The following is a 21,188-nucleotide window of genomic DNA, read 5'->3' as shown; positions in this document are numbered from 1 at the left end:
TCGCTTTCCGCGCGTTTGCTGATTAAATCAGCAACCTGGTGATTTCATGCGCACCCGTCGTCGATTAAAGCTGCAAAAAGTGTTCGCGGTAGTAAGCCAGCTCCGCCACCGACTCGCGGATATCGTCCAGCGCCTGGTGCGTACCGCCTTTTTTGAAGCCAGGCAGGATTTCCGGTTTCCAGCGACGAGCCAGCTCTTTCAGGGTACTGACATCCAGATAACGATAATGGAAATACGCTTCCAGCTCAGGCATGTACTTAAACAGGAAGCGGCGATCCTGCCCGATACTGTTGCCACAGATTGGTGACGTGTTAGCCGGCACCCACTGTTTCAGGAATTCAATAGTCGCCAGTTCGGCTGCGCGATCGTCAATCTGGCTTTCCTTCACCCGCGCAACCAGACCGCTGTTGGTGTGGGTGCGGACATTCCACTCATCCATCAGCGCCAGCTGCGCATCGGACTGATGGACGGCCATGACCGGCCCTTCCGCCAGAATGTTCAGGTTGGCGTCAGTCACCAGGGTCGCAATTTCAATAATGCGATCGTGCGTCGGATCAAGTCCGGTCATCTCAAGATCAATCCAGATCAGATTCTGTTCATTTCCAGTAGCCATGCTGTTTCCTGCGGTTGCTGTAGTCGTCATTCACGATGAATAAGGTGTATCATAGACGTTTTGCCCAGCCGGGCGAAATCTGGCTAACGCTGTGAGGGTGAGTGAGTAAAAATAAACTGTCGAAGGGCCAACAACGTCGCGTAAGCGCTAACCACGATCGCCGTCTCAACCAGCGCAGAGAGCGTCCGGAAGCGGATGACAACCTGTTTGGTGAAGCTGCAGATGGGGTCGTTGTGAGCCGTTTTGGCATGCATGCTGATGTTGAGGATAGCGCAGGCGTCGCCCACCGCTGCAATATCCGCCGTACTATCCGTTCGCTGGTTACGGGCGACCGTGTGCTGTGGCGTCCGGCCACCAGCGGCGGCAAAGGCATTGTTGAAGCGGTGCATGAACGCACCAGCGTATTAACCCGCCCCGATTTTTACGACGGCGTAAAGCCGATGGCGGCGAATATCGATCAGATCATCATCGTCTCTGCGATCCTGCCGGAACTGTCGCTGAACATCATCGATCGCTATCTGGTTGCCAGTGAAACGCTGGACATCGAGCCGTTACTGGTCCTGAATAAAACCGATCTGCTGGATGACGAGGCGCGCGGCTTTGTTGATCAGCAGATGGATATTTATCGCGATATTGGCTATCGCGTGGTGATGGTCTCCAGCCGGGCGAAAAACGGCCTGGACGATCTGGAAGCGGCCTTAACCGACCGTGTGAGTATCTTTGCCGGTCAGTCTGGTGTCGGTAAGTCGAGCCTGCTGAATGCCCTGCTCGGCTTCGACAAAGATGAGCAGGTCGCGATTCTGACCAATGAAGTATCAGATGGCTCAGGCCTGGGCCAGCACACCACCACCGCATCCCGCCTGTATCACTTCCCGCATGGCGGCGATGTGATCGATTCTCCCGGCGTGCGTGAGTTTGGTTTGTGGCATCTGGAGCCGGAACAGGTTACGCGTGGCTTTGTCGAATTCCGCCCCTTCCTGGGCTATTGCAAATTCCGTGACTGCAAACATGGCAGCGATCCCGGCTGTGCGATTCGTGAAGCGGTCGAACAGGGAAAAATCAACCGGTCCCGTTTCGATAACTACCACCGTATTCTGGAGAGCATGGCGCAGGTAAAAACGCGTAAAAACTTCCCTGATGGTGAAAGTTAATCGGTGTAACCGCGTCTGAGCGAATGAGCTGCTGCATTTTGCGAGGTGGATTCCGATCAGGCGTCCGGAGCGTGCAGCGTGCCGGAAATCAGGTATAGTCGCCATCTGAACGGGGCACTGCTACAATCCGCCCCCTTTTTTACCATGTCCTGAAATAGCCAGGAGGCTAAGGTGTTTGATCGTTTAAAACTCGGCTTGAATCATATTCTCCCGAAGAAATGGCTGACTGAACTTGCCGGTTGGGGCGCCAGTCGCCGCGGTGGTTGGTTGACCAAACTGGTCATTGACATCTTTGTCTGGTTTTACAAAGTCGACATGGCGGAGGCGCGCAAGCCCGATACCGCCAGCTATCGCACGTTTAATGACTTTTTCGTTCGTCCGCTGAAAGACGATGCGCGTCCGGTGGATGCAGACGCCAGCCTGATCGCCCTGCCCGCAGATGGTGCTATCAGCCAGCTCGGCCATATTCATGGCGATCAGATTTTCCAGGCTAAAGGTCATCACTACACCATCGATGCTCTGCTGGCGGGTGATGAGCGGATGGCCGCTCAGTTTGTGGAGGGTGAGTTCGTCACCACCTATCTGGCTCCGCGCGATTATCACCGCGTCCACATGCCGTGCAACGGTATCCTGCGTGAGATGATTTATGTGCCTGGCGATCTCTATTCAGTTAATCCGCTGACCGCGCGTAATATTCCCAACCTGTTTGCCCGTAACGAGCGCGTCATCTGCTATTTCGAAACGGATATCGGACCGATGGTGCAGATTCTGGTGGGTGCAACGATTGTCGGCAGCATTGAAACTGTCTGGGCGGGCACCATCACGCCACCGCGTGAAGGTGTGATCAAACGCTGGCACTATCCGGCAGCGGATGATGAAGGCGCGGTAGTACTGCTGAAAGGACAGGAAATGGGCCGCTTTAAACTTGGCTCTACCGTCATTAACCTGTTCGCACCTGGCCGCGTCAAACTGGCTGAAAGTCTGGAAGCAGAAAGCAAAACCCGTCTGGGCCAACCGCTGGCGATCGCGCTGCCTGTGGCGACAGACATTTCCGACGTCATCGTCGACTAAATTGAGTGTCCTCTGTGCGTTCGATTCTCCTCCTGCTGCTGAGCCTGTGGCTCAGCAGCCCGGCCTTCGCGGCCAGCCTTCCTGACGCCAGCCAGCTCAAACAGCAGCTGGAAGAGATAAAATCGGCCAAAAGTTCTCCATCCCAGGCGGAACAGATCCAGACGATTGAAGCTGCCTTGAACTTCCTCTCTGAACGCGATGACTCGCTGGAGCGCGCGGCGCAATATCAGCAGGTGATTGATGACTTTCCGCGTCTGGCGCGCGAACTGCGTCAGCAGATCGCCGCGCTGAGCGACAGCGGAAAAACCGTACGCAGCAACATGAGCAGCGCCGAGCTGGATCAGGAGATTCTGCAGGTCAGCAGCCAGCTGCTGGAAGAGGGGCGTCAGGCACGCCAGGAGCAGGATCGGGCGCGGGAAATCAGCGATTCGTTGTCGCAACTGCCGCAGCAGCAGACCGAAGCGCGCCGGGCGATGACGGAGAGTGAACGGCGGCTGCAGGGCGTCAGTACCAGTTCACCGCAGGGCCAGCTGCAACTGGCGGCGCGTCAGGCGGAAAGCGCCGCAAATAAAGCGCTGGTCGATGAACTTGAGCTGGCCCAGCTCTCCGCTAACAACCGTCAGGAACTGGCGCGGATGCGGGCTGAAGTTCACCAGCGTAAAGCGACACAGCTCGATAACTACCTGCAGGCACTGCGCAATCAGCTTAATGACCAGCGGCAACGAGAAGCGGAAGTCGCCTTGGCCCGCACTGAACAGCTGGCGGAAAACAGTGGCGATCTGCCACCAGCAATCAGCGATCAGTTTCGGGTTAACCGCGAACTCTCGGTTGCGCTGAATCAGCAGGCGCAGCGTATGGATCTGGTGGCATCGCAGCAGCGGCTGGCCACCAATCAGATTATTCAGGTCCGTCAGGCGCTCTCTACGTTGAGAGAACAGTCGCAGTGGCTGGGCGCCTCTAATCTGCTGGGCGAAGCGCTTCGGGCGCAGGTCGCACGTCTGCCAGAGATGCCTAAGTCCCAGCAGATTGATAATGAGATGGCACAGCTTCGCGTACAGCGTCTCTATTATGAAGATCTGCTGGAGCGTCAGGAGACGCTGCGCAAAGGACGGCAGGCCGATGGTCAGCCCTTCAGCGCAGAACAGAAGCGCATTCTTGATGCGCAGCTACGCACCCAGCGTGAACTGCTCAATTCCCTGATCTCCGGCTGTGACACCCTGATTCTGGAGATCACCAAGCTCAAGGTCGGCAACACTCAGCTGCAGGATGCGCTGACGGAAGTCAAAGACGCGACGCACCGCTATCTGTTCTGGACCGCTGACGTCAGTCCGATCGGTCTGAGTTATCCGCTGGATCTGGCTAAAGACCTTTCCCGCCTGCTGTCGCTGGATACGCTGGGTCAGCTCGGCAAAGCGATGGCGATGATGTTTACCAGCCGCAACTCGGTGCTGCCGATTATTGGTGCGCTGCTGCTGGTCGGCTTTAGCATCAGCTCGCGCCGCCACTTCAATGCCTTTCTTGAACGTTCTGCCAGTAAAGTCGGCAAGGTCACCCAGGATCGTTTCCGTCTGACCATCCGTACCGTGTTCTGGTCGATTCTGGTGGCGCTGCCGCTGCCGGTGTTGTGGGGTGCACTGGGTTATGGCCTGCAGAACGCCTGGCCCTACCCTATCGCCGTGGCGATTGGCGATGGCATTACCGCCACGCTGCCGCTGCTGTGGGCATTTATGATCAGCGCCGCCTTTGCCCGTCCGAATGGCCTGTTCATTGTGCATTTCCGCTGGCCGCAGAACCGGGTGGCGCGCGCCATGCGCTACTACTCGCTGAGCATCGGGCTGATTGTGCCGCTGATTATGCTGCTAATCGCCTTTGGCAATCTGGAAGATCGGCAGTTCTCCTCGTCGCTGGGTCGCCTCTGTTTCATCCTGATCTGCGGAGCAATCAGCATTGTTACCGTCAGCCTGAAGCGGTCCGGTATTCCGCTCTATCTCGATAAAGAGGGAAATGGCGAGAACATAGTGAACCGGATGCTGTGGAACCTGATGATCGCCATGCCGCTGATGGCTGCCCTCGCCTCCGCTGTAGGGTATCTGGCAACCGCGCAGGCGCTGCTGGCGCGACTGGAAACCTCCGTCGCCATCTGGTTTCTGCTGCTGGTTATCTATCACATTATCCGGCGCTGGATGCTGATTCAGCGTCGCCGTCTTGGATTTGACCGCGCCCGTCAGCGCCGTGCCGATATGCTGGCTAACCGGGCGCGCAGTGAAGAAGAAAAAGAGCAAAGCGCGCTGAATACCGACGCGATTGAAATCGAAGAACCGGTGATTGATCTGGATGCGATCAGTGCGCAGTCGCTGCGGCTGGTGCGTTCTATCCTGACGCTGATTGCCCTGGTCTCGGTGATCGTGCTGTGGTCAGAAATTCACTCGGCCTTCGGCTTCCTGGAGAATATTCAGCTGTGGGATGTCAGTACATCTGTACAGGGCGTGGAGTCGATTCAGCCAATTACCCTGGGTTCGGTGCTGATTGCTATTCTGGTGTTTATCATCACCACTCAGCTGGTGCGCAATATGCCCGCGCTGCTTGAGCTGGCACTGTTGCAGCATCTTAATCTGACGCCGGGTACCGGTTACGCCATTACTACACTGACCAAATATCTGCTGCTGCTGATTGGCGGGCTGATTGGTTTCTCGATGATTGGTATTGAATGGTCGAAACTGCAGTGGCTGGTTGCTGCGCTGGGTGTGGGACTGGGGTTTGGCTTGCAGGAGATTTTTGCCAACTTTATCTCTGGCCTGATTATCCTGTTCGAAAAGCCGATTCGTATCGGCGATACCGTGACGATCCGCGACCTGACCGGCAGTATTACCCGGATCAACACGCGTGCGACCACGATCACCGACTGGGACCGCAAAGAGATCATCGTGCCAAACAAGGCCTTTATCACCGAGCAGTTTATTAACTGGTCGCTGTCCGATTCCGTAACGCGGGTGGTACTCACTATCCCTGCCCCGGCCAAAGTCAGCAGTGAGCAGGTAACCACCATTCTGGTGCAGGCGGCCGAGCGCTGCAGTTATGTGCTTGATACGCCACCGCCGGAAGCGTTCCTTGTCGATCTGCAGCAGGGGATTCAGTTGTTTGAGATCAGGGTACATGCTGCAGAGATGGGGCACCGTATGCCGCTGCGCCATGAACTGCACCAGCTGATTCTGCTCGGATTTGAGCAACACGGTATCGAGATGCCGTTCCCACCGTTCCAGATGCGCATGGAAACGCTGGGTAAGAAGCTGCCTGCCAGCAACGGTGCGCCCGCGGCCCGCGCCTACAAATCTGGCGGCCTGTAATGCAAAACGCCCGGCAAAGCCGGACGTTATTTCAGATCTGAGCCATCAGTTACTGTTTAACGAACTCTTCACCCTGAGCGATATCTTTCTTCAGCGTATTGAGCATGCCTGACAGCGCCTGCTGTTCGTAAGCGCTAAGTGTGCCAATTGGCCTGCGTTCAGCAATGCCATTTTTACCGAGCAGCAGCGGCTGAGAGAAGAAGCGGGCATATTCGCCCTCGCCTTCCACGTAAGCACACTCTACAACATTCGCTTCACCCTTCAACGCGCGTACCAGCGACAAACCAAAACGCGCGGCCGCCTGGCCCATCGACAACGTAGCCGATCCGCCACCTGCTTTAGCTTCCACGACTTCTGTGCCAGCATTCTGAATGCGTTTGGTTAAATCAGCCACTTCCTGATCGCTGAAGCTGACGCCTTTGACCTGTGACAGCAGCGGCAGAATGGTTACGCCAGAGTGGCCGCCAATCACCGGGACTTCCACCTGATCCGGCTGCTTGCCTTTCAGCGCGGCCACAAAGGTGTTAGCACGAATAATGTCCAGCGTGGTCACGCCAAACAGACGATTTTTGTCATAGACGCCGTGCTTTTTCAGCACTTCTGCCGCAATGGCAACAGTGGTATTGACCGGATTGGTAATAACGCCAATCAAGGCTTTAGGGGCCGTTGTGGCAACCTGTTCAATCAGATTACGAACAATGCCTGCGTTCACATTAAACAGGTCAGCGCGATCCATACCAGGTTTACGTGCGACGCCCGCAGAAATCAGTACCACATCGGCACCCTGTAAGGCAGGCGTGGCGTCTTCTCCACTAAAACCTTCAATAGAGACAGCAGTAGGAATATGGCTGAGATCAACGGCGACGCCAGGCGTAACCGGCGCAATGTCATACAGTGAGAGTTCTGAACCTGCGGGAAGCTGGGTTTTGAGCAGAAGTGCGAGCGCCTGGCCTATGCCGCCAGCGGCACCGAGAACGGCAACTTTCATTCTTAACTCCTTATTAAGGTGGGGCAGAGATGGGCCGAAATTCTATCTGTGTCAGACCTTAATCAACTGCTCAGGCGATGATAAATATCCGCTGTTAATTCTACGTGTTTTCACACTTGCTCGCCGGATTCAAAAGTTACTTATCATTGCGCCTGAATGACCGACAACTTTGCCGTCGTCAGACAGAGAACGGCTATGTGCGTTTTCTGTTACTACTTCTGATACTACACCACCAATAATATAACAACTTTGCAACCTTCGCCTTTCGGGGCTGTGACGGGGGTTTTGGTCTGAGCGGATTTATTTGCTATTATCGCCGCCCGCTAGCCGCCCGAACTCTGCTCATCAATCGACCGATTGCATAAAAATGCATTTAAATGCATAATCACCACTCTGCCGCGGGCGGATGCGCGGTTATTCTCTCTATTTATTGGTAACCTATGCGAAACCCATCGAAACAAGACGATCTTATCAAGGCTTTCAAAGCCTTATTAAAAGAAGAAAAATTCAGTTCCCAGGGCGAAATTGTTCAGGCGCTTCAGGATGAGGGCTTTGAAAATATCAATCAGTCCAAAGTCTCGCGGATGCTGACCAAGTTTGGCGCAGTGCGCACCCGTAATGCCAGGATGGAAATGGTCTATTGCCTGCCCGCTGAACTGGGCGTGCCGACCACCACCAGCCCGTTAAAAAACCTGGTACTGGATATCGACTACAACGATGCGCTGGTGGTGATTCATACCAGTCCGGGTGCAGCACAGCTGATTGCACGTATGCTGGATTCGCTGGGCAAAGCACATGGGATTCTTGGCACGATCGCTGGCGATGACACGATCTTTATTACCCGTGCGCGCGACTTTACGGTTAAGCAGCTGCACAGCGCGATCCTCAACCTGTTTGAACAGGAACTCTGATCGCTGACTGACGGCCTGCTATCCCGCCCCGGGTCGTCAGTTTGTTCTTTCTACCCATCGTTTTGCGGCACACTGCCCCGCTGTTTAATACTAATAAGCCAGTTTTAATACACCTGACTCCTGGTCAGATCGCTTACTCTGCTTAACCTTCTGCGCTATTTTACACTGCTTTACATCAGTGATCCGGCACCATTGCCCGGATCCAGATCAAACTCCAGTCCAATACGCCTCATAGTTTCGCACTAAACGTTAAAGTGATCTATCTCACTGTTTTTCTGATTAAAATCACCGTAAAGGCTATTTTTTATGCTGTTTTTATAACGTTAAGTTATTAAAAGTAGGCATAAGGATAAAGAATCACAAAAAAAAATTATTAGCTGGGTATTAATTTCTCTCGTTATTAGTTCTATACTTCTTTTCGTGATGCAAATCACACTAACTAGAAAGATAAAAATAGACGACGAGGAAATATCTATGAACGTAAAAACTACCATCGCTACCCTGAGCATTTTCTCTGCACTCTCATTTGGTGCAGTAGCAGCAGAATCTATCGATGCCGCACAGGCACAGGATCTGCAGGCTATTGGCACCATCAGTGTCAGCGGCGTCGCGGGTTCCCCGATGGATATCAAACAGAAGCTCAGTGACAAAGCGGATCAGCAGGGCGCAAAAGCCTATCGCGTGATCGAGGCTTACAACAACGGCAATTATCACGCTACCGCCGCGCTGTATAACTAAACCCAATAATGCCAGCGGCTCTCTGTCTGACGCGCCTTTTTGCGCTCCGGAGGACCGAAGCAAAATCTTCAGGAGAGTTGACCATGAAAATGAAATTAGCGATTGCTGCTCTTAGTCTGGCGTCCCTGTTCTCAGTGGGTGCCAGCGCCGCCAGCCTGGTATCAAATGAACAGGCGCAGGGTTTGCAGCCCATGAATCAGACCATCAGCATTGGTGGACGTAACGGCGACCAGACGCATATCCGTCAGGTGCTGTCAGAGAAAGCGGATGCACAGGGCGCAAGCCATTATCGCATCATCGAAAACAACCAGGACAACACCTGGCATGTCACCGCTGAGCTTTATAAATAATTAACCGTGATGACGCCTGAAGGCGCATAACAAATATCGACGACCGGCCCTTACGAGTAACCGCAGGTTGTTGAATGTATTGAGGAGATAATCATGAATATCAAAACAACCATCGCTACAGTCAGTCTGCTTTCCGTTATGGCGTTCGGCGCATCAGCCGCACAGCTGGTCACCAGCGAACAGACGCAGAACCTGCAGCCTGTGGGCACCGTAAGCATCAGTGGAACCGGGGGATCCCCAATGGATTACCGCGCTGAGCTTTCACAGAAAGCGGATGAACAGGGTGCCAGCGCCTATAAAGTCATTGAAGCGCGCACCGGTGATAGCTATCACATCACTGCACAGCTTTATAAGTAATTCCTCGTCAGATCTATGACGAACCCTTTGGCCCCGCTCGCCGGGGCCTTTTTTCATCTGATGTATTATCTGACGTTAAAGTGCAGCCGGCCTTCCAGCTCCTCTTCCGCTTCATCAAATAACAGAATCAGCGCGCCATAGCGCCGTCGCTGTCCCCTGCCCAGATTGACAAACTCAATCTCCAGCGGCATCGGTAACAGATCGCCCGTCACGACATCCCACAATCCATCCAGATCGCAGATGCGGCGCTCCTCCAGTGCAAATCGCTCGCTGAACTGGCGAAAGAAATGGGACTGGTCGACTATTTCATTAAAATCAAAACGCTCGATTTTCATGCTGACGGCTCCCATGCTCCGTCTGCGGGCGACCTCTGCCGCCCGTTCATGACCGTTAGCTCAAACCGCCCAGGTGCAGCGCTTTGACCTCCAGATACTCTTCCATACCGAGTACCGAACCTTCGCGGCCCAGACCCGACTCTTTCACACCACCAAACGGCGCCAGCTCGGTGGAAACGGCGCATTCGTTAATGCCAATCATGCCGCTTTCCAGCGCCGCTGAAACGCGAAACACCCGTTGCAGATTCTGGGTATAAAAGTAAGCGGCAAGGCCGAATGGCGTATCATTGGCGCGGCGGATAACATCATCTTCATCATCAAAGCGGAAACAGGCGGCTACCGGACCAAAGGTCTCCTCCTGCGCAAGCTGCATGCCTTCATGCGCCTCGGTAATGACCGTAGGCTGCCAGAAGTTGCCACCCAGCGCATGTCGCTCGCCACCCGCCAGTAATTTGCCGCCTTTGGCTACTGCATCTTTTACGTGCTGCTCAACCTTTTCCACCGCCGACGCTTCAATCAATGGCCCGACAATCACGCCTTCGTCCATGCCGTTGCCCACCTTCAGCTTGTTCACTTCGGCAGCCAGTTGCTGAGTAAACGCATCATAGACAGCGTTATGAATATAGAAGCGGTTAACACTGACGCACACCTGACCCGCATTACGGAATTTGTTGGCAATCGCACCCTGTACCGCGGCATCAATGTCGGCATCGTCGAACACGATGTATGGGGCATTTCCGCCTAATTCCATCGACACTTTTTTCATGGTTTCGGCAGCATTACGCATCAGCAGCTTGCCTACCTGGGTGGAGCCGGTGAACGAGATTTTACGCACCGCTTTGCTGGCCATGATCGCATCGCTGATGGCATGGGTATCACCCGCCACCGCATTCAGCACGCCATCCGGCACGCCCGCCTGCTTCGCCAGCGCCAGCAGGGCAAAGGCGGAGAGTGGCGTGTTATTAGCGGGTTTGATAATGCCGGTGCAGCCTGCCGCCAGAGCCGGACCCAGCTTGCGGGTCAGCATCGCCATCGGGAAATTCCACGGCGTAATGGCAGCCACTACGCCAATCGGTTCGCGGGTCGCCAGAATGCGGGATCCAGGTTTTGCCGGCGGAATGATCTCGCCGTTCGCCCTCTTCGCCTGCTCGGCGAACCACTGAATAAAGCTGGCGGCATATTCAACCTCTCCCTCCGCCTCCTTCAGGGGTTTGCCCTGTTCGGTCGTCATCAGCTCGCCCAGCCAGCGCTTGTTCTCAATGATCAGCTGGTACCAGCGAGTGAGAATTTCAGCACGCGCTTTTGCGGTCTGCGCCCGCCAGGCGGGAAAGGCGCGTTCCGCGGCGGCGATCGTCTGTTCCGTTTCCGCCTTACCTGCTTTTGCCACCTGCGCAATCACCTCGCCGGTTGCCGGATTGGTCACGTCAAAGGTAGACGCCGCCTGATGCCATTGGCCGTCCGCTAAATAGCCGGTCCGAAACAGTTCGCTCTCTTGCAGTGATTTCATTGATTCGCTCCTGTCAGTTTTGCTCTTCCGTCTGGAGAGTATAGTTGGCAAAAGCGACAGATTTTGTGATGGATGGGGATTGCACAGGCCGCTGCAGGTCGCAGCGGCCAGATTCAGATTTGGATGAGCGTGTTCTGGTATTTATCCAGCATCGTCGCCAGTCGTTTGACCGGTTCCGTTACGCTGACAGGAGCCTCGTAATGGACCAGTTTTTCCTGATAGACATCCAGCTCTTTGAGCAGACGTTCAAAGTAGTAACGGCGCTTGTCGTCGCTGCTGGCGGAGATCACCCGATCGGCGGTGTAACGCAGCTGTCGGTGATACGCAGAGAGATCGGCGTTAACGGGCACTTCTGCGTCGCGTAATCGCTGATGACCGATAATCAGCGTCAGGGCGATGCGATATTTATTGATGTCGCCAGGAAACAGGTTCAGCAGCAGAAACAGTTGCTGATAGAGCGCCGGCAGATGATTTTCGCGCCGACGCGCCTGATTGGTGGTCATGGCCGAGACCGCTGCATACATAAAGCGGTTCAGCAGTTTGCGGCCGGTGCGCGCCTTCGATTTATCCCGAATCAGCAGAATGACCATCATCGCGACAAAGCAGCCGATAACCTGACCGAGCACATTATCGAGGAAAACGTTAATGTGAAATTCCATCGGATTATCAAGGACCAGAACGTTAAGCGTACCAATCAACGCACCCAGCGTGCCGAGCTGACGCCGCTGAATGAAGATGCCGCCGATAAATCCCAGTATGCCGATGGCGATGCAAAGCAGTAGCGCGCTCTGCTGCGTCGCGGGCAGAACATACATAAAATAGAGCGCCCCGAGTGGAACCGCGACCGTCATGCCGTAGAGAAAATCCTTGGCCATCATCAGCGGATTAGGCATACGCATCGCCAGCGCGGTAATAACGGCCAGCATGACCATACAGCCACTGCCAGACGTCCAGCCCGTATAGAGCCAGAACAGCGAACCCAGCGCGGTTGCAACGAAGGTACGGATGCCGTTAATCATTGCATGATGTGTTTCAGCCGAACGCGCCTGAATCACCACTTCGCGCTGCAGAATCTCCTCTTCCAGCGAGGTTATCCGGCTGTTGCTTTTGATGCCTTTAAGCAGCAGCAGATATTCGGTGGCGCTGCCTACCCAACTGGCCAGCGTGACCGGCGTTATTTTGCCCGTAGCGCCAATCACCCGCCGCATCACTTTCATCCGCTTATGCACCTCTTCAACCGTCGAGGCCGGTTTTTCAACCATCAACCGATACTGGGGCGTAATGTAGTCCGGACGGGAATTCTGAATGAGGAAGGTTTCGGCAGCCTGCGTTATCAGCGTCAGTGACAGGGTATTAAGCATCTGCAAACGGCGGTTGCTGTTCTTCCAGCGTGACGACTCCATCATCAGCTGGCTGCGCATGCTGTTCAGCGCCGTGGTGCGCCGTACCAGCGCGCTCCAGGCTTTATCGACCTCTTCCTTATCACCATGGGCGACGCAGAGTTGCAGCAACTGGTAGTGGGCCACCAGCAGCGAATCAACTTCCGCGTCGATCACTTTTTTAATCGAACGTGGCGAGAAGATCATGTCGGCCAGAATGGCGCACAGGATACCGAGTACGATTTCACTGCAGCGCTCAACCGCATATTGCGGCACCAGCGTCAGACCGCCGCTGGCGTTCGCCGTCACCACAATAATCAGCGCGGTATAGCCCGCCAGTCCCAGCGCATAGGAGTTTTCTACCTTAATCAGCGAAGAGAGCCAGACGCAAAGCCCTGCCCAGATGCAGCACAGCAGCAGCATCACAACCGGCGCACGCACGGTGGCGATCATGATGGCGAGTGCAGCGATACAGCCGATGAATGTCCCGATAATACGTAAAACGCCGCGATAGCGCAGTGCGCCGGAATAGGGATCGCCACCCGCTGCAAACGCGGTGCCGCCCGCCACGATCCCGGCGGTCATGACTGCCCAGCGTGGTGTTTCAAGGTTAAAGTGAAACCCTACCATCAGCGCTAACACCAGCGCGAAGGTCAGCTTTACCGGGAAACGCAGGAACTCGATCATATCGCCCTCTTAACCAAACTCACGCAGGCGATTGAACAGTCGGATCATGGGTGAAACCTGTTCAGGCTGGCGATCGGCCTGACCGGTAATCACCACGGTCGCGGTGGTTCCCGCCGGGAAGCGATTACCGGGCTGCTGATCAAGCCGGATGCGCACCGGCACACGCTGTGCCAGACGGACCCACTCCAGATTGGAATCTACCGTTGCCATGCCTTTACTGTCGACCGAGCTGCTGCTGTTGGTGACGCCCGCCGCGACGCTGTCGACGGTGCCACGCAGCACAATGTTGCTGCCAAGTGGCGTCACTTCCGCGCGGAAGCCCTTCTCAACGCCGTGCAGTTTGGTCTCTTCCAGGTAAGCCAGCACATAGAAAGAGTGCTGCTGAACCAGCGCCACCGCCACAGAACCACGGGTAATAAATTCGCCCTGATAGACGTTGAGGTTGGTGACCCAGCCATCGGATGGCGCTTTCACGGTGGTGCGCTCAAGATCGATCTTCGCCAGATCGCGCGTCGCCACCGATTTTGCCAGCTGATGCTCGCTGGTTTGCAGATCGTTGTTAGATTGCTCGATCGCCTCGCGCGACATTGCAGAGGTACCAAGCTGATTACGGCGGCCGGCTTCGCGACGTTTCTCACTCACCAGGGCCTGGTAATATTCAACATCCGCCTGTGCCTGATCGAGCGCCTTCTGATAGCGAGGGCGGTCAACCACAAACAGCGTATCGCCCTTCTTCACCAGCTGGTTGTCGTGTACCGGGACCTCAGTAATCAGGCCAGTGACGTCAGGCGAGATCGCCACCACGTCAGCTGCAAAACGTGCATCACGAGTCCAGGGTGATTCGGTATAGAACACCCAGGCGCGGAAGATGATAACCACTGCGATGATGACCAGCAGAATAGTGATCGCGTAGCGCGCGATTTTTCTTATGAGTGCTTTCACTTCAACCTCAGACTAATAAACGGGAGACAAGGTAAAACACACAGCAGTAAAGCGCTGTATTAAAAAGTGCCGGATGCCAGACAAGATCGTAGATACCGCTCGGCGTCAGTACGCGTTTCACTAACCAGAACAACATCAGTGAAATAATCAATTCGATGAAAACGGGCGGAAAAGAGAGCCCAAACATGACAAATACCGGAAGCACACTCATCACAAATCCTTAGTTCGACCTTGCCGGGATACTTCGTTGCCTTTTCAGATGTCGCAGGAAAACCCTCTGGCAGCGCTATCCGAACCGCAGCTGGCTTAATAATAGCGTATCATCGAAGGGTTTAAGGCAATGAAGAATCACCGGGAAATACCCCGGCGCGCTTATAATAACGCGCCTGACTATAAGTTTTCTACAGAATGTGATCTAAATCACTTTTAAGCCAGAGTAAATAATGGAACGACTGAAAGGTATGTCTGTCTTCGCCAGAGTGGTCGAACTCGGTTCGTTTACTGCGGCGGCGCGTCAGCTCCATCTGAGCGTCTCATCCATCAGCCAGATCGTCGCGAAACTGGAGGATGCATTGCAGGTTAAGCTGCTGAATCGCAGTACCCGCAGTATCGGGCTGACCGAAGCGGGTAAAATCTATTATCAGGGCTGCCGCCGTATGCTGGCGGAAGCGACGCAGGTGCATGAACAGCTCTACGCGTTTAACAATACGCCGATTGGCGTGTTGCGGATTGGCAGCTCCTCAACCATGGCGCAGAATGTGTTAGCCGGTATGACCAGCGATATGCTGCGGGAGTATCCGGGGCTAAGTGTGAATCTGGTTACTGGCGTTCCGGCCCCGGATTTGATTGCGGATGGTCTGGATCTGGTGATTCGGGTGGGCGCATTAAAAGATTCCAGCCTCTTTTCGCGTCGTCTTGGCGCGATGCCGATGGTGGTGTGCGCCGCAAAAAGCTATCTGGCCCAGCACGGCACGCCGGAGAAGCCGGGCGATATCGATAATTTTTCCTGGCTGGAATATAGCGTACGGCCCGACAACAATTTTGAGCTGATTGCGCCAGAAGGCTTAGTCACCCGCCTCGCGCCACAGGGGCGTTTCGTGACCAACGATTCGCTGACGCTGATTCGCTGGCTCAAGTCGGGCAATGGCATCGCCTATGTGCCGATGATGTGGGTGATTGATGAGATCACCGCAGGCGAGATCGATATTCTGTTTCCGCACTATCAGTCCGACCCGCGTCCGGTGTATGCGCTCTATACCGAGAAGGATAAACTGCCGCTGAAGGTGCAGGTCTGCATCGATTATCTGACCGACTATTTTGAACAGGTGGCTGAACAGTATCAGCAGCACCGTAAAAGCTAACAACCCGCCGGGCGGCGGGTTGTTGAGGTCACATCAGGCGGTGCCGCCGATGGTCAGTTTATCCAGCTTCAGGGTTGGCTGACCGACACCGACCGGCAGGCTCTGACCCTCTTTACCGCAGACGCCCACGCCTTTATCCAGCGCCAGGTCATTACCCACCATTGAGATCTGCTGCATCGCTTCAATGCCGGAGCCAATCAGCGTCGCGCCTTTGACCGGTTTGGTGATTTTGCCCTTCTCAATCAGATAAGCCTCTGAGGTGGAGAAGACAAATTTGCCGGAGGTGATATCCACCTGACCGCCACCAAAGTTCGGCGCATAGATGCCGTATTCAACGCTCTCAATAATATCCTGTGGCGATGACTTGCCTGCCAGCATATAGGTGTTGGTCATGCGCGGCATTGGCAAATGCGCGTAGGATTCACGGCGTCCGTTACCGGTCGGGCTGACGCCCATCAGTCGCGCATTCAGCTTGTCCTGCATGTAGCCTTTCAGCACGCCGTTCTCAATCAGCATGTTGTACTGACCGGGAACGCCTTCATCATCGACCGCCAGTGAGCCGCGCAGACCTTCGAGGGTGCCGTCATCCACCACGGTACAGAGTTCAGAGGCAACCTGCTGACCGATTTTACCGCTGAACACCGAGGTGCCACGGCGGTTGAAGTCGCCTTCCAGACCATGACCGACTGCCTCATGCAGCAGCACACCAGGCCAGCCAGCACCCAGCACCACCGGCAACGCGCCAGCAGGTGCCGCCACGGCTGAGAGGTTAACCAGCGCCATACGCACCGCTTCACGCGCCCATGCATCAGCACGTACGTCGCCATTTTCATCTTCAAGGAAGAACGCATAGCCGGTACGTGCACCGCCGCCGCTTGCGCCGCGCTCACGCTTGCCCTGATCTTCAACCTGGACGCTGATAGAGAGGCGAACCAGCGGACGAACGTCTGCCGCCAGCGTGCCATCAGTGGCCGCCACCAGCACCTGCTCGTAAACACCGGTCAGGCTGGCATTGACTTCCTGCACGCGCGGATCAGCCGCACGGGCGACTTTATCGACGCGATGCAGCAGGGCAATTTTGTCTTCACGCGTCAGGCTGCTCAGCGGATCGACCGCCGAATAGAGCGAACGGTTCATCACGGCAGAAAGCGTATGGGCCTTGCCGTTTCCCTGTTCGCGTACAATGCTGCGAGCCGCTTCAGAGGAAAGACGCAGCGCATTCAGCGTAATCTGGTCGGCATAGGCGAAGCCGGTTTTCTCACCGCTGACCGCGCGCACGCCGACGCCCTGATCGATATGGTATGAGCCATCTTTAATGATTTTGTCTTCCAGCACCCAGGATTCGTGAAAGCTGGACTGAAAATAGAGATCGGCATAATCCAGACGACGTTCTGAAAGCTGCCCTAACAGGGAAAATAGGTCCTGCTGATTAATGCCGTTAGCAGTCAGTAACTGCTCACTTACCAGGTTCAGAGTCATCGTTTCTCACTCATTATGTGCTCAGATAATCATAGCCTGCGGTAATTCCGGTACGGCGTCAAATTCACTTGTTGTCTGTTTCACGCGGTTTACGCAGCACTTCATTGATTTCCGGTTTATCCAGCGGGCCACTGATGTGATAACGCAGCAGCGATATCTTGTTCCACAGGGGTCCCAGAACTTTACTGGCGGCAAATACCGCCGCGCCAATCACCGGATTAATGGCAAAGGCAGTCGCTACGCCGACAGAGGCAGAGATCTCAGGCGCAACCACCGCTTCCATATCTATCTGACGTTTCACCAGGTCGAGATTGCCCTGCATGGCGATGTCTGCTTCCAGTCCATCCACCAGCAGGTTATCGGTGCGCATGACGCCGTTTTCGATCCAGGCCGTGCCGTTAATCGAATCGAAATAGAACGAGTTGGTAAAGGTGTCGCTGAAGTCGAAGCGCAGCTTGCGCAGCAGCGCATCGAAGCTCACCAGTCGCAGGATTTTTCCCGCCGTGCCGGTGTTCACATCCGCGATCTGGCCTTTGCCAAAGTGGGTCTTAAGGGTGCCGCTCAGCGTCTCTGCCGAGGGCTGCCACGGTGCAGAGCGCCAGTGCAGGTCGTAAGCAATATCAAAAGGCGCATCGCGCAGCGGGGTATTCACGCCAAACCAGTTGGTCGCATTATTAATATTCGGCCCCTTAAGCGTGCCCTTCAGCGAGGTGCGCTGGTCGTCCGCACGATTAACCCACTCACCGTTAATTTTAAGCTGCGAGCTGCCGGTATCCACTTTTCCGTTAGTAAGCGCTAACGTATCTCCTTTAGGCTGCAGCATCGCGGAGACCTGACCATATTTCTGGCCCAGTACCCAGCACTCTTTACAGCGCAGCTGTAAGGCGGGCCACTGACTGAAGTTAATGTTTGTGGTTTGCTGAGAAGACGCTTTGCCGCCCTTGCCTGCCTCGTTTTCCCATTGCGGATTGTAGTAGAGGTAATCGAGGTTCACCTGCCATGGCGCTCTGGGGGCCATCGCCAGTTCACCGCGCAGCTCTTTCGCATTGACGCTGACCTGACCTCGGCCACCTGAACTTTGTGCCAGCGTCGCCTCAACCTCATGCCATTGCTGTCCGGCCAGCGTAACCGCAGGACTGCGCAGCGTAATGTTACCCGGCAGTGTAACGCCACCGGTCTGGAAGTCGCTCCCGCCGCCCGACACACCCGCTCCCGCAGAGCCGCCTGCAGCCATCATCGCTACCCAGGCCTCACCATCCAGCGCGGGCAGATTCAGTACCATGCCCTCATGATCAGGTAGCGCAGGCGTTTTCTGTGCATCATTCAGCCAGATGCCACGATCAACGCGCAGCGTCGGCTCCAGCAACCAGCGGCTGTTAAAACGGTGGTTTGCATCGACGCTGCCGCTGAGATCGAAATGGTTCAGGTCGCCGCTGGCCTGAATGGCAACTGGCATCGCCTCACCGGCTTTTTTATCGAGTGGTGCAGGTAAGTGACTGCTTACTTCTTTGGCATTACCGTTCAGCGTCACGTCATAACGTGCCCCGCCATGATGCGGCAGCGTAATATTGACGTCCCCCTGCCACGGCAGATGCCCGCCGAGCTGCCTGCTGACAGCTGCCGGAACCTGGCTGATTTTCGCGGGTTGCCAGTCGCCCTGAAGTTTGACGTTAACGCCAAAGTCATCCGGATTCTCCCGGGTGCTGAAACGGACGCCCATCGGCTGCCCAAACCAGTTCGCCCGCAGGTCCTCACTGGCCAGATTGCCGTTCTCATAACGGAAGCGGCCAGAAAGATTGTTGATGGTGGTTTTTAACGGTTTGATAAACAGCGAATTGTTATTGAGATCGACATTGCCGCGGGCGTGGACCTGCTCTCCATCCAGTGGAATATCCAGATTCAGATGACCACCGACACGGCCTTTAATTTCCAGTTGCTCCAGCGCGGCACCCAGTGACGGCTTAAGCGGCGTCTGATCGAAATAGTCAGCGATCTGCTGGCCTTCACCACTGATATCCCCGTCGATGATCAGTTTTTCTTTCAGGTAGTCAGGGATCACCGCCGTGACGTTGCGAGCATCTACTTCGCCCAGTCTGGCCACTGGCGCTTTCATCCACAGACCGTCGTTCAGGAAATTGAGGTCGACATCGAGATTGCTCAGCGCCGGCCATTTGGGCTGAAATGCATAGGTCGCCTGGCGAAGCGGCACCCAGACCTGGAACATGCCATCATTGTGCTTGAAAGGGAACAGCGCCGGGTTACCGGCAAACAGCAGCGTGGCGTTGTCCACCCTGCCACCCTTCACCGCCCCACTCAGATAGTGCGTCAGGCTGTTACCCATCAGCGGCACCGGGAAGTAGCGCCAGGCATCGCCCGCATCGGTAAGCCGGATACCCGCCAGAATATCCAGACGGGGCTCGCCGCCGCTATTCTGCTGGTAGCTGAAGTCGCCGCGCGCCCAGAGTGAGCGCGCTTCGAGGTCAAGGTTTTCACCCGCCAGCGTCAGGCCATGTTCATCTTTAAGCCAGCGCAGTGCCCCGGTCACCCGCTTAATCTCTAAGGGTGCCTGGAACATGTCGCCATAGGGGACGGTTGCCGCGCCCATATCCACACTGACCTGACCATGGCTCAGGCTGCCGCGTGCTTCTCCACTCAGGTGACTGATGCCCGGCAACAGTTTCCAGTGCTGCCAGCTGAAATCACGCCACTTCACCTGTAAGCGGGTTTTTTCAGGCTGCTGTAATGGAATATCCAGCGCAAGGCCATCGATGGTGCCCTGTGGCTGCAGCGTCTGCCAGTTTTCAAACAGCGTCGGAGAGAGCGGCGCAAATAACGGAACGATCGGCGCAATATGACTCAGCACCAGCTGTGTGGCGCGCACCCGCACTTCCTGCTGACCATCCGGCCCCAGCAACTGCTTATCTTCGGGACGCCATAGCAGCGAGAAGTGACCGGCAGGCCAGGCCTCGCCGTCAGTACTGAGCCGCGTCTGCGGCACATTGACCACCCAGCCATTCTGGAAGCGTGACAGATGCGCGGTCAGCCCATCGACTTCTATGCGGTGTCGTCCGGTTTCGCCCTGCCAGCTGGCGCCGCCCTTGCGCAGCAGCAGATCGCCAGCATAGATGTCGCCATCACGCAGGTTAACCCAGGCCGCCAGGCTGAAGCGGGCGCTGTCCAGCCGGGTATTGTCGCGCACCCAGCGGCCCAGCCATGGACGCATGTCGACATCGTCGGCCTGCATCCAGATGCGGCCGTCATTAAGTAAACCGTTGCTGTCGTTAAGGTCGAGCCGCACCTGAACCACGCCGTGCTGACCGGTAAAGCTCGACAGACTGACTTCGCCTTCGGCGCGATGGCGGTTATCTTCATTGACCCAGGTGAGTCGGGGGATCGCCAGCTCAGCATGCTGGCCGGAAGGCGTACGGAAACGAATGGTGCTGTCGCGCAGGTCAAAGTGGTCAAACTGACGCAGGAAAAGTTCGTTAATCTGCGCCGGACGGAAACTGTTTTTCTCTTTGTCGTTGTCGAGTAAGGGGCGATTCGTGTCGAGGTGCAGCTGCCAGAAGGTCAGATCGCGGAACTGCCAGCGCCAGTGCAGCAGAGACTGCCAGACGTCGAGCGCCAGATTGATACGTTTAATCGTGAGTTTGCCGTTTTCATGCAGATCGACGCTGAGGTCACGAACCTGCAGGGTTGGGCCGAAATTCTCCCATTTACCCTGTAACTGGCTGGCGTTGACCGGCACATCCGTTTTGTCGGAGATGAATTGCAGAAGGTTGTTGCGATAGCTGTCGAGATGCGGCATCACCAGACGCAATCCGCTGACCAGCAGCGCGACAATCACGATGATTGCCGCGACCAGCAGTAACAAAATCCTCGGCAACTGCCTCACTCACGCCTCTCCTTGTGTTCCGTAAACGACGGATAGTTGGTTCTCATACCCGACCGTCTTCGAATAAAAGCGTTAAAGAT

At 55.5% G+C, this 21,188-nt stretch carries 17 protein-coding genes; 8 read left to right on the top strand and 9 right to left on the bottom strand.

The features are described 5' to 3' along the window. Nucleotides 1–64 precede the first annotated feature (64 nt). Nucleotides 65–613: an oligoribonuclease gene (gene orn, locus IV493_RS01635; RefSeq protein ID WP_003855299.1), complete on the bottom strand. Its 549-nt coding sequence runs from the start codon at nucleotides 611–613 to the stop codon at nucleotides 65–67. 101 nt (nucleotides 614–714) lie between these two features. Between orn and rsgA the strand changes: the two genes are divergently transcribed. The 3 genes from rsgA (at nucleotide 715) to mscM (ending at nucleotide 6,179) form a co-directional block, all read left to right on the top strand. After that, nucleotides 715–1,764 (top strand): small ribosomal subunit biogenesis GTPase RsgA, encoded by a 1,050-nt coding sequence (rsgA, locus tag IV493_RS01630; RefSeq protein ID WP_033784116.1) that lies wholly within the window; start codon nucleotides 715–717, stop codon nucleotides 1,762–1,764. Between the two features lie 171 nt (nucleotides 1,765–1,935). Next, nucleotides 1,936–2,835: an archaetidylserine decarboxylase gene (gene asd, locus IV493_RS01625; RefSeq protein WP_013359189.1), complete on the top strand. Its 900-nt coding sequence runs from the start codon at nucleotides 1,936–1,938 to the stop codon at nucleotides 2,833–2,835. A gap of 14 nt (nucleotides 2,836–2,849) precedes the next feature. Further along, on the top strand, nucleotides 2,850–6,179 hold the full coding sequence (mscM, locus tag IV493_RS01620) for a miniconductance mechanosensitive channel MscM (protein ID WP_033784677.1): 3,330 nt from the start codon (nucleotides 2,850–2,852) through the stop codon (nucleotides 6,177–6,179). A 49-nt stretch (nucleotides 6,180–6,228) separates the two neighbouring features. Here the strand turns inward: mscM and mdh are convergent, their stop codons facing one another. Then, the gene (gene mdh, locus IV493_RS01615) at nucleotides 6,229–7,167 is read right to left on the bottom strand and encodes a malate dehydrogenase (protein WP_033784117.1); all 939 of its coding nucleotides are present in this window, start codon (nucleotides 7,165–7,167) and stop codon (nucleotides 6,229–6,231) included. Nucleotides 7,168–7,607: 440 nt separating this feature from the next. On the opposite strand from mdh, the gene argR reads away from it, so the two are divergent. The 4 genes from argR (at nucleotide 7,608) to yhcN (IV493_RS01595) (ending at nucleotide 9,523) form a co-directional block, all read left to right on the top strand. After that, the gene (argR, locus tag IV493_RS01610) at nucleotides 7,608–8,078 is read left to right on the top strand and encodes a transcriptional regulator ArgR (protein WP_013359192.1); all 471 of its coding nucleotides are present in this window, start codon (nucleotides 7,608–7,610) and stop codon (nucleotides 8,076–8,078) included. 474 nt (nucleotides 8,079–8,552) lie between these two features. Continuing rightward, nucleotides 8,553–8,816 carry a peroxide/acid stress response protein YhcN gene (gene yhcN / locus IV493_RS01605; protein WP_013359193.1) on the top strand — a complete coding sequence of 88 codons (264 nt, stop codon included), beginning with the start codon at nucleotides 8,553–8,555 and terminating at the stop codon, nucleotides 8,814–8,816. An 83-nt stretch (nucleotides 8,817–8,899) separates the two neighbouring features. Then, nucleotides 8,900–9,166: a YdgH/BhsA/McbA-like domain containing protein gene (locus tag IV493_RS01600; RefSeq protein ID WP_013359194.1), complete on the top strand. Its 267-nt coding sequence runs from the start codon at nucleotides 8,900–8,902 to the stop codon at nucleotides 9,164–9,166. 93 nt (nucleotides 9,167–9,259) lie between these two features. After that, nucleotides 9,260–9,523, top strand: coding sequence for a peroxide/acid stress response protein YhcN (gene yhcN / locus IV493_RS01595; protein ID WP_195857643.1), 264 nt, complete (start codon nucleotides 9,260–9,262; stop codon nucleotides 9,521–9,523). 65 nt (nucleotides 9,524–9,588) lie between these two features. On the opposite strand, the gene IV493_RS01590 is transcribed toward yhcN (IV493_RS01595), so the two are convergent. From IV493_RS01590 to aaeX, 5 genes are all read right to left on the bottom strand, one after another. Continuing rightward, a complete protein-coding gene (locus IV493_RS01590; protein WP_013359196.1) occupies nucleotides 9,589–9,858 on the bottom strand; it encodes a hypothetical protein in 270 nt (89 codons plus the stop codon). 55 nt (nucleotides 9,859–9,913) lie between these two features. Further along, the gene (locus IV493_RS01585) at nucleotides 9,914–11,365 is read right to left on the bottom strand and encodes an NAD-dependent succinate-semialdehyde dehydrogenase (protein WP_195857642.1); all 1,452 of its coding nucleotides are present in this window, start codon (nucleotides 11,363–11,365) and stop codon (nucleotides 9,914–9,916) included. A gap of 113 nt (nucleotides 11,366–11,478) precedes the next feature. Continuing rightward, nucleotides 11,479–13,431, bottom strand: a complete 1,953-nt coding sequence (gene aaeB / locus IV493_RS01580; RefSeq protein ID WP_195857641.1) for a p-hydroxybenzoic acid efflux pump subunit AaeB — start codon at nucleotides 13,429–13,431, stop codon at nucleotides 11,479–11,481. 9 nt (nucleotides 13,432–13,440) lie between these two features. Continuing rightward, nucleotides 13,441–14,373, bottom strand: coding sequence for a p-hydroxybenzoic acid efflux pump subunit AaeA (aaeA, locus tag IV493_RS01575; protein ID WP_013359200.1), 933 nt, complete (start codon nucleotides 14,371–14,373; stop codon nucleotides 13,441–13,443). Nucleotides 14,374–14,380: 7 nt separating this feature from the next. Further along, nucleotides 14,381–14,584, bottom strand: a complete 204-nt coding sequence (aaeX, locus tag IV493_RS01570; protein ID WP_003855277.1) for a p-hydroxybenzoic acid efflux pump operon protein AaeX — start codon at nucleotides 14,582–14,584, stop codon at nucleotides 14,381–14,383. 232 nt (nucleotides 14,585–14,816) lie between these two features. On the opposite strand from aaeX, the gene aaeR reads away from it, so the two are divergent. Continuing rightward, the gene (gene aaeR / locus IV493_RS01565) at nucleotides 14,817–15,734 is read left to right on the top strand and encodes an HTH-type transcriptional activator AaeR (RefSeq protein WP_013359201.1); all 918 of its coding nucleotides are present in this window, start codon (nucleotides 14,817–14,819) and stop codon (nucleotides 15,732–15,734) included. Nucleotides 15,735–15,767: 33 nt separating this feature from the next. Here the strand turns inward: aaeR and tldD are convergent, their stop codons facing one another. After that, the gene (gene tldD / locus IV493_RS01560; protein WP_033784121.1) at nucleotides 15,768–17,213 is read right to left on the bottom strand and encodes a metalloprotease TldD; all 1,446 of its coding nucleotides are present in this window, start codon (nucleotides 17,211–17,213) and stop codon (nucleotides 15,768–15,770) included. A gap of 64 nt (nucleotides 17,214–17,277) precedes the next feature. Further along, entirely contained in the window at nucleotides 17,278–21,108 is a 3,831-nt protein-coding gene (gene yhdP / locus IV493_RS01555) for an AsmA2 domain-containing protein YhdP (protein ID WP_195857640.1), read from the bottom strand. Nucleotides 21,109–21,188: the final 80 nt, after the last annotated feature.

The organism is Pantoea sp. SM3640 (assembly GCF_015654165.1).
In the GTDB taxonomy this organism is placed as follows: Bacteria; Pseudomonadota; Gammaproteobacteria; order Enterobacterales; family Enterobacteriaceae; genus Pantoea; species Pantoea vagans.
The sequence above is the reverse complement of the archived record's forward strand: the minus strand, read 5'-3'. Positions and strand labels throughout refer to the sequence as shown.